Source organism: Rhizobium sp. UFLA01-1127, assembly GCF_059803845.1.
Window position 1 is genome coordinate 1 of sequence record NZ_JAUQTZ010000194.1, and the last position, 9,162, is coordinate 9,162.

Below are 9,162 nucleotides of genomic sequence, written 5' to 3' on the forward strand. Positions count from 1 at the left end.
GCCGCCACGCCCGAATTGCATCATGTGCAACATCCGCAAGCGGATGCTCCACCGTTTCAAGTCGCACCGTATTCCCATCGCTCGATCCCCGGCTCGGATACCGGCGCAGATAGCGTTCGCGCAGGGCGGGGCGGCAGTCATAATCGGCAGCCAACCGCCCGCTGCCCTGTCTCCGCCGCCTGCGGCGGATCGCCGACGGGGTCCGCAAAATAGACCGCCAGCTTGTTGCAGAGGGTAACGAGCGGCATGCCGAGCATGAATGCTGCATGCGTGGAATCTCTATCACAATGATGAGGCGTCTGGAGAATGAGCTTGCGTTCGACATCCTCCATGGTCTGGCCGACAAGGCTGCCCACCTCCGTATCGACCGACCGCTGCCTCGAACAGCCATCGCAAAGATGGAGGGCGATCTCTTCGGTCAGGCGATTCTCGCTTGCCGTCACGATGATGGCATCGGCGGCATGATCACCAAATTCGCAAAAAACATAGAGCCCGGTCTCGTCGTCTATCATCACGCGGCCAACGGCGACCGCGGCGTAATCACGAATAAGAACGTGCGGCGCGGCCCCGCCTGCATAGGTGACGGTCAATGCTCCAGGACTGCCGGAGAAGGCCGTGCGAAGCCGGCTCACCAGCGCGTGCAGCAAGGTTTTCGTCTTGAGCGCGTCTGCGGCTCGTGCGGCTGCGATGCGATACGATGATGTGAAACCAGGCTGCTCCATCACGGCGACACCTGCAGGACCGAGGGTCCAAACCGTGTTCGGCGAAGGTTGAGTATCGAAGTTGCGATCGTGTCCGTCACGCTAACGGCAGGAGTAGTCATCCCACCCCCCGCAGAATGGCCTTGCCCTTGCGGCGCCGAAGCTGCGCCAACGAAACCGGCTTCGACAGCAGAAACCCCTGCACATGCGTTGCGCCAGACTCTCTTGCGACATCGAGCTGGGAGTTCGTTTCAATCCCTTCCACGACGACGAAGGGAGCAAAGCAGGACGCAAAGCCCACGAGATGAGAGAGGCTGTCGCTTCCATCGCGGCCGCGCCTGTTGTCGCGGGTGAAGGCAGCATCGATCTTGACGATATCGGCAACGATCTGCAGCAGCGACACCGGCGTGGCAAAGCCGGATCCGAAATCGTCGATTGCGATACGGCAGCCGAGGGCACGGATCATCTTCACGCGTTCGATCGATGCACCGGCGATCGGGTAGCTTTCCGTGATCTCGATGATGAGCCTCGATGCAAGCTCGGGCTGACGACTGATGCGGCTGAAAACATCGGCAAACCGCTCGGGACGCGACAGGCTGGCGGCAGACAGATTGAATCCGAGAACCAGCCGCCCGTCCTCCGCCAAGGCAGAGAGCACCATATCAAGAATGCGCAGATCCACATCGAACCAGCGATCCTGCCGCTCGAGAAGCGATACGAAAGTGCCAGCGGCGTGCACGGTGCCGCTCGAATCCGTTACGCGCGCCAGGCTTTCCGCATAAAATGCCTCCTCGGTATTTTCGGCGTCATGGACCCACTGCGCCGCAAAGCCTAAGCCGCCTTCGGCGATCGCTTTTAAAATCAGGGCTCCATACCCGTCTTCTCCGCGGCTCGCATTACCGCTCATCGAACTTCCCTTCGTCAGGGGCTCGGCGATGGAGAGGTGTCCGAAGGTGGAGAACGACGGCTGGAAACAGCGCATGCGGCTCCGAAGAACCGGATTTCTAAAGTTTAGATTCCGTCTCTTCCATCGTCCGGGCACCCTTAAACCCCATGTCACCGAGGTTCCCCTTCATCAAGCTGGAAATATTGCACCGAAACCCTTAGCCAACCTGGTACTCATACGCCAGCGAGCTTATTGTTTAATAGTTGCTAATACACTAATTAACGAAGCGCGGCAAAAGTCAATTGCCACACGATTTTATTATATATAATTAAACTTAGATATTAATGAGCGCCGACGATTGTCCACAGCGCGATGATCAAGGCCACAATCCGCTACGACGCGCAGCCTCGAGCGCCAGGTCCAATGGCGGCAATTCCGTATGCCACAGCCGTTCCCATTCCAGGCTCATGATGCCGGCATAGCCATCTGCGGCAAGCACCGAGCGCAGCGCGGCCATGGGAAACTCCCCCTCGCCCGGCGGCACATAGCTGTAAGGCAGCCTTGGCCCGGGTTTGGAAATGCTGTCCTTCACATGAAGATGCCGCGTGTTGCCGCGAACCTGTTTCCAGGTCTCGGCCGGGTCCTGTCCGCCCTTTCGCCACGTATGATGCGTATCCCATAGAAGCGCGCAATCGGGTGCCATTTCGAGAAAGCGGGCGATGGTATCGGGCAGCGCAAGAAAATCATGGGTCTCGACGATCATATCGGCCCGGAAACCCTCGCGCTTGGCGGTCTCGTTCCACCATTGCAATGTCGATACCGCTTCGGCCATTTCCTCAGTGTCGCCGGTCGTGCCGCCGTCGAAAACCCGAAGCGATCCGACGCCTGCGGCCTCGGCCCAGGGGAGGTAACGCAGGAATTGCTCTTTTGCTTCGGATGTCGCACCGACAAGACGCAACGAAGTATCGAAGGCGCAGACGCGCACGGGAGAGGCTTCCAGCGCCCTGGCAAGTCGATCCGGAGAGCCGAACCTTTCGGTGAAATAGGCGGCGAGATCGAGAGTGCCGCCAAGAGCGCGAATTTCGATGGCATCGATACCATGTCGCGCCGCCAGTCCGAGGGCTTCCTCCAATTCTAGATCGGCACAGCCCAGTGTGGAAAATGCCGACATTATCCGCGGCCCATCGCTATCGATTGAAATCACCACAACCTCCTCCGCCCGGTCGCCTGATGCCGACCGCACCACGCTGGGACGGACAGGCGCCGCCACCGCCGGATATTTGCGGCAGGACATAAGTAACCAAAGGGATAATTAAGGAGCTGACTTCGGCCGTCAAGGCCGATCCCGTATTCAGCTCATAAGGCCGTTCCATCGCCTCGGACCGTGTAGACGCGCGGATATCCAAAATAAATGAAATAGATATCCCTACCAGACGACCGGATGCGTTTCACCCGTCGCGACATTGACGAAGCCCTCCGGCGCCCTTTCCGAGGGGGCGACCAGAACCCAGCGCCAGGGCGCGCAGGTGAGCGTCGCAAAGGAGAGACGCTCGGGAAAACCCGGCCACCAGCGCGGGGAGAAGGTCGGCTCATACATCCAGTCGATCTCGGCCCCGGCCTTATACAGCGTCTGCATCTCCGCATCCAGCTCCTCCGCCGAGCGCGCCGTCATCAGGCCGCCGACTTCGTAATGGACGCGTGCGACGGCCTTTCCGCCCGAGACGAGCACCCAGCCGCCCTGCTGCTCCCTCAGTGTGTTGGCGACCATTGCCATGGCTTCATCGGAGGAGCCGACGACCCAGATATTGTGCTTGTCATGTCCGAGGGTGGCGCCAAGCGCGGTATCCGGCGTGCGCGGTCCGGTGCCGAGCCAGAACATGCGCGCGACCTTGGCTTGCCCGGAAAAGCGGTCGACGATCGCAAATTTGGTGACGTTGCGATCCGGGTCGCGCTGGACCGCACCGTCGCTGATGGGCAGATCCATGGTGATGAAATCATCGGCCCAGTGGAACGGTCGCAGCAGCGCTGCCTTTGCGGTATTAGCTTGCGACGGGGCCGCAATGCGAAAATCCTCGGCCGTAACTGTTCTATCGATCCGGACCGTCTTTGTCGCCCAATCCGGCCAGTCAATCGCAGGCCGAACACCGACGAACGTCTTACCTTCTGAAGCCGGCCTACCATCTGCCCAGACCTTGGCGATCGACAGTGTCTTCACCTCGTCCAGAAGCACGATATCGGCAAAACGGCCGGGCGCAATCGAGCCGACCCAGGGTGTGAGCCGCATATGGCGCGCAGGATTGATCGTCACGCATTGAATGGCGATTTCGGGCGGCAGCCCGTTCTCGATCGCAAGGCGGACATTATAGTCCGTTGCGCCGATCTTCAGCGTATCGGTAGCGCTGCGATCGTCGGTGACGAAGGCGATCTGCGACCAGTCGGACAGGCCCTTCTCGATCAACCCGCGAATGACCTCAGGCAAGGAATGCGGGCGCAGCTCGATGAACAGGCCATGCGTCAGCTTTTCCCAGATTTCGTCGAGAAACCAGCCCTCATGATCGGAAGCGAGACCCGCGCCAGCAAAGGCATTGATGGAAGCCAGGTCGCGCAAGCCTGCACCATGCCCCTCGACGACACCGCGCTGCTCGAACGTGGCGCGGATCATGCCCCAAAGCCGATCGTAAGCCGGATTCTCCGGATTGCTGACAGACGGCCAATCCATGACCTCGTCGAGACCGGCAACCATTAAGCTCTCTTTGAGGAAAGACTTCTGCTCCTCATAGCCGAAGTGACCGCCGCCCCATTCGTAAGCGGTTGGTGGCACAGCCGATCCCGGCAAGGGGAAAATCTTCATCGGCGAGCCGCGGCGGCGCGCTTCCAGCCAGAATTCGAGATTGCGGGCGCCATTCACATTGGAAAACTCGTGACTTGCCTCGCAGGTCCAGGTTACGCCGTGCGGTATGACGAGAGCCGCTTCCCACTCCGGCGTCAGATGCGAACTCTCGATATGCTTATGCGCTTCGCCGAAGCCGGGAACCGCCGAAAGATGCGGTTCGTGCACCCGCTCGCTCACCTCGCCCCGATAGCTGCCGACCGGGCCGACATAGGCGATCCGCCGGCCCTTGATGACTATTTCCTGATCGTCCAGCCAGGTGCGGCTATGCACATCCAGAAGCTTGCCGACACGCAGCAAGCGATCCGCCGAACGGCGGCCGAGAGCGGTCAACGTCAAATCCTGACGGATCAGCACTTCATCCGCCGCATTGACCAGCAGATCGTCAGGAAGGGTCGTTTTCGGGGATGTCATGAAAAGTATGCCTGTCAGTAAAACCGATCAGCGGAGGGTAGAGATGACGAACGAGCCTGTAAAGCTGGCCGATCAAGTCAAGGAAGTCTGGTGATCTCAGCTACTTCCATAAACCTGCATTCGGCGCGCGGCGACGCAGGATATTTCATCCTATGAAATGCAAAAACTTACCACCCTGCCCATTTGTTGGGCTTGTAAAGCGGGTGCTCGAAAAATAGTATCCTCGAAGCTTGAAACATATGCCCGATTTCATTGACCAAAAGGATTTCGAGAATGAAAGGCCTCACCCTTGCCCGCGCAGCGGGATTAACCCTCCTTGCCGCAGCAACCGCGATGCCGGCTTTCGCCCAGGCAAAGACGCTGACCGTTTCCTGGTGGGGATATAATGGCGAGAAGATGCAGGCCAACATCATCGAGCCCTTCAAGAAGATCTGCGGCTGCGATGTCGTCTTCGAGACCGGCAACAATGCCGACCGTCTCAACAAGCTGAAACTGCGCGGCGGCAAGGGCGTCGACGTCATCTATCTCACCGACAGCTATTCGCAGCTCGGCATCCAGCAGGGCCTCTTCCAGGAAGTAGACCGCAGCAAGATCCCGAATCTCGCCGATCTCTACGACATCGCGAGGGCACCGCAGGGCAATTACGGCCCCGCCTATACGATCGGCCGTATTGGAATCGTCTACGATACGGCGAAGGTAAATCCGCCGATCACCTCCTGGAATGATCTCTGGCGCGCCGACCTGAAGGGAGCGATTTCGCTGCCGGGCATTACCACGACTGGCGGGCCGCTGACGGTCCTCGAAGCCGGCAAGCATGCCGGCGTCGATCCTTACGAGGACGCAGACAAGGCCTTCGAAGCCATAGAGGCGCTGAAACCGAATGTCGTCAAGAACTACAATACCGGCTCCGAATTGGTGAACCTGATTTCGACAGGCGAGGCCAAGGTGGCGATCACGCAGGATTTCGTTCTGACATCCCTGCGGTCAGCCGTGCCGACAATGGCCTGGGCCGATCTGAAGGAAGGCGATATCGCCGTCCTCAATACGGTCAATATCCCCAAGGGCTCCGAAAACGTCGAGCTTGCGCACCAGTTCATCAATTTCGTCCTATCGAAAGATGTGCAGCAGGCGGAAGCCGAGCAGGGCGTCGACGCGCCCGTCTCTACGAAGGTCGTGCTGCCGCCGGAAAAAGCCAAACTCTGGACCTACGGCGCCGAGATGATCGCCAAGCTCAGCCGCATCGATTATCAGAAGCTGATCGAGGCGCAGTCGGACTGGGTCGACCGCTGGAACGAAATCTTCGGCATGTAACAGGGCATGCCGCACATTTCTGCGGCGTTCTCACGGAATTCGGTTGATGAAGCAATTGATGAAATGGGGTTTGGCGACGCCAGCGATCCTCGCCGTAACGCTCTTCCTGCTCATTCCCGTGATCATTACGATCGCGGCGACCTTCGGCGAACCCAAGGGGGTGTTTTCCCCCTATGTCGCCTTCTTCTCCAGCGGCTTCCGCCGCACGGTGCTCTTCCGGACGATCGAGGTGTCGCTGGTAACGACGGCGATTTCGCTGATCATCGGCTTCATCGCCGCCTATGTCATCGCGCAGATGCCGGGGCGCGCCAAAAGCGTGATGATCATTGCCGCCGTATTTCCACTGCTGACCGGCGTCGTCGTGCGCTCCTTCGCCTGGCTGATCATTCTCGGCAAGAATGGCATTCTCAACACCATCCTCATGTCGATCGGCGTCATCAGCGAGCCGCTCTCGATGCTCTATACCGAAGGCTCCGTCATCGTTGCGATGGTCTATCTCTTCGTACCCTTGATGATCCTGACGCTCGTCGGCGTGCTCGAGGGCATACCGCAGGATCTCATTCAGGCGGCGACCTCGCTGGGGGCCACGCCGGCCGCGACCTTCCGCCAGGTTATCCTGCCGCTCGCCACACCCGGCCTTATCGTCGGCGCCGTGCTTGTTTTCACCGGCAGCTTCACCTCCTATGCCACGCCGCAGTTGCTCGGTGGCGAAAAGCAGATGATGATGGGCACCTTCCTCTATCAGCGCGCCATGGTCACCTTCGACTGGGTCGGCGCCTCGACGATTGCCGCCATCATGGTCGTTGTGACGATCGGCATTGTCGCGATCATGAGCCGTCTCGCGCGACGGCTGAACCCGATGGCGGTGTGACATGACACGAACGGTCCATCCCGCGCTCATCGCCTTCACGGCTCTTGTCTTTCTGTTCCTTCTGGCGCCGCTCGTCATCATCATCGGCGCCGCCTTCAGTGACACGACCTATCTGACCTTTCCGCCGCAGGGCCTGACGCTGCACTGGTTCTCGAACATTTTCCAGATCGAAGCCTTCCGCACGACGGCGATTACCAGCCTGCAGCTTGCCTTTCTCGGAACCGCGCTTTCGCTGTTGATCGGCATCCCGGCCGCCTATGCCATCAGCCGATATAGGGTGGAGCTGCCGCGCTGGCTGTCGACGCTCTTCGTGCTGCCGATCCTCGTCCCGGAAATCGTCTTCGGCTTTTCGCTGATGAAGTCGATCACGATCGGGCTCGGGCTACCGATCTTCCCGAGCCTCTTGATCGGCCACGCGCTGCTGGTGCTGCCCTATTCGGTGCGCGTCGTCAGCGCCAGCCTTGCAAGTTTCGATTTCTCGATCGAGGAGGCCGCGATCAGCCTCGGTTGCCCTCCCTTGAAGACCTTCCTGACCGTGGTGCTGCCGAATATCCGCGCGGGCGTCATTGCCGCCTTCATCCTCGCCTTCATCACCTCGATCAACGATGTCTCCGTCTCGGTCTTTCTGACAGGCCCCGGCATCTCCACCCTTCCGATCCAGATCCTTGCCCATATGGAGCAGTTCTTCGACCCGACCATCGCCTCGGTTTCCGTGCTGCTGATGCTCGTCACCGTCGCCGTTATGGCGATCGTCGAAGCCACCCTGGGCCTCACCTTCCTGACAAAGTAGTCTCCCCGTGACCGTATCGCTCTCCATCGATTCCATCAGCGCCCATTACGGCAAGACGGCCGTCCTGCAGGAGCTTTCGCTTTCCGTCGCCCCCGGCGAGCTGGTTTCTCTGCTCGGCTCCAGCGGCTGCGGCAAGACGACGACGCTGCGGCTTGTTGCCGGCTTCCTGCAGCCGACAAGCGGCACCATCAAGCTCGGCGACCGTGACCTGACGACTTTGCCCGCTCATGCGCGTGATATCGGCCTGGTATTTCAGAACTATGCATTGTTTCCGCATCTGACGGTGCTCGAAAACGTCGCTTTCGGCCTCAAGCAGCGCCGGATGGCGACCCGGGAGCGCCAACAAAAGGCAGCCACCATGCTGGAGCGTGTCGGCCTTTCCGGCCTCGGCGATCGGTTTCCGTCGGCACTGTCTGGCGGCCAGAAGCAGCGCGTCGCACTGGCCCGCGCCCTCGTCATAGTGCCGCCGCTTCTGATGTTCGACGAGCCGCTGTCCAATCTCGATGCCAAGCTTAGGATCGACATGCGCGTGGAAATCCGCCAGCTGCAGCGCGCCAACGGCACGACATCTCTTTACGTGACCCACGATCAGGAAGAAGCCTTCTCGATCTCCGATCGCGTCGCCATCATGAATGCCGGCCGCATCATGCAGCTCGATACGCCCGAGACCCTCTACCGCAAGCCCGCCAACAGCTTCGTCGCCCGCTTCGTCGGCTTCGAAAACCTTCTGCCGCTGCGGGTGCTTGAGCGGGAAGGTGCCTTCGTCACAGCCGAGGCCGGAGGCGGCGCAAGGATCACACTATCGCAGGATGATTTCGGCCCTATTCCGGACGATTTTGTCCTCGGCTGCCGTGCAGACGGCCTTTCTGTGCGGCGCCAAGGCAACGGTCTGCCGGCGGTTCTGGGAACACGAACCTATCTCGGCCGCGCCTATCAATATCAGTGCGAAACGTCCGCCGGTGCCATCGTCGCCAACGGTGCCTTGTCAGAGCCGATGGCAGCGGGAAGCAGCGCCGTGCTCGCGCCGATGCCAGAGCAATGCTGCATCCTTCATCCGGAAAAATGATCCCTTGGGCTGTCATGGATGGCTTGAGGATATCGGTTTTGTTGTGAGGCTTCGTATTTTGGTGAGTTGGTTTTTAGGGGGGGTGGTTGGGGTGAGGCATTGAACCGTTTTCTGGGCTGACGGTTGTGGTTGTGGAGGTGATGGGCGGGGAGGTGTCATCGCGATTGAAGCTGAAGACTTGGCGCGAGTGATAGGGTAGGTCCAAGCTTTGGCAAGATGGGAGAGAAGGATTG

8 protein-coding genes are annotated in these 9,162 nt (G+C 59.8%); 4 read left to right on the plus strand and 4 right to left on the minus strand.

The genetic code is table 11. From position 1 onward, the window contains the following. Positions 1–137 precede the first annotated feature (137 nt). From Q4Q11_RS29345 to Q4Q11_RS29360, 4 genes are all read right to left on the minus strand, one after another. Positions 138–722: a helix-turn-helix domain-containing protein gene (locus Q4Q11_RS29345; RefSeq protein ID WP_498571674.1), complete on the minus strand. Its 585-nt coding sequence runs from the start codon at positions 720–722 to the stop codon at positions 138–140. A 97-nt stretch (positions 723–819) separates the two neighbouring features. After that, entirely contained in the window at positions 820–1,608 is a 789-nt protein-coding gene (locus Q4Q11_RS29350) for an EAL domain-containing protein (RefSeq protein ID WP_113217694.1), read from the minus strand. 355 nt (positions 1,609–1,963) lie between these two features. Further along, positions 1,964–2,791, minus strand: a complete 828-nt coding sequence (locus Q4Q11_RS29355) for a sugar phosphate isomerase/epimerase family protein (RefSeq protein WP_498571675.1) — start codon at positions 2,789–2,791, stop codon at positions 1,964–1,966. A 222-nt stretch (positions 2,792–3,013) separates the two neighbouring features. Further along, positions 3,014–4,891, minus strand: coding sequence for an adenine deaminase (locus Q4Q11_RS29360; RefSeq protein ID WP_113337689.1), 1,878 nt, complete (start codon positions 4,889–4,891; stop codon positions 3,014–3,016). 273 nt (positions 4,892–5,164) lie between these two features. Between Q4Q11_RS29360 and Q4Q11_RS29365 the strand changes: the two genes are divergently transcribed. The 4 genes from Q4Q11_RS29365 to Q4Q11_RS29380 are packed head-to-tail and all read left to right on the plus strand — an operon-like array spanning position 5,165 to position 8,929. Then, a complete protein-coding gene (locus Q4Q11_RS29365; protein WP_498571676.1) occupies positions 5,165–6,202 on the plus strand; it encodes an ABC transporter substrate-binding protein in 1,038 nt (345 codons plus the stop codon). Positions 6,203–6,248: 46 nt separating this feature from the next. After that, complete coding sequence (locus Q4Q11_RS29370) at positions 6,249–7,073, plus strand: ABC transporter permease (RefSeq protein ID WP_113217691.1); 825 nt, start codon at positions 6,249–6,251, stop codon at positions 7,071–7,073. 1 nt (position 7,074) lies between these two features. Then, a complete protein-coding gene (locus tag Q4Q11_RS29375; protein WP_113217692.1) occupies positions 7,075–7,863 on the plus strand; it encodes an ABC transporter permease in 789 nt (262 codons plus the stop codon). Between the two features lie 7 nt (positions 7,864–7,870). After that, complete coding sequence (locus Q4Q11_RS29380) at positions 7,871–8,929, plus strand: ABC transporter ATP-binding protein (protein WP_113217693.1); 1,059 nt, start codon at positions 7,871–7,873, stop codon at positions 8,927–8,929. The last annotated feature ends 233 nt before the right edge of the window (positions 8,930–9,162 follow it).

Coding starts and splice junctions, on each gene's coding strand:
- Q4Q11_RS29350 (WP_113217694.1), bottom strand. CDS start 1,608: ATGAGCGGTAATGCGAGCCGCGGAGAAGACGGGTATGGAGCCCTGATT.
- Q4Q11_RS29345 (WP_498571674.1), bottom strand. CDS start 722: ATGGAGCAGCCTGGTTTCACATCATCGTATCGCATCGCAGCCGCACGA.
- Q4Q11_RS29365 (WP_498571676.1), top strand. CDS start 5,165: ATGAAAGGCCTCACCCTTGCCCGCGCAGCGGGATTAACCCTCCTTGCC.
- Q4Q11_RS29370 (WP_113217691.1), top strand. CDS start 6,249: ATGAAGCAATTGATGAAATGGGGTTTGGCGACGCCAGCGATCCTCGCC.
- Q4Q11_RS29375 (WP_113217692.1), top strand. CDS start 7,075: ATGACACGAACGGTCCATCCCGCGCTCATCGCCTTCACGGCTCTTGTC.
- Q4Q11_RS29360 (WP_113337689.1), bottom strand. CDS start 4,891: ATGACATCCCCGAAAACGACCCTTCCTGACGATCTGCTGGTCAATGCG.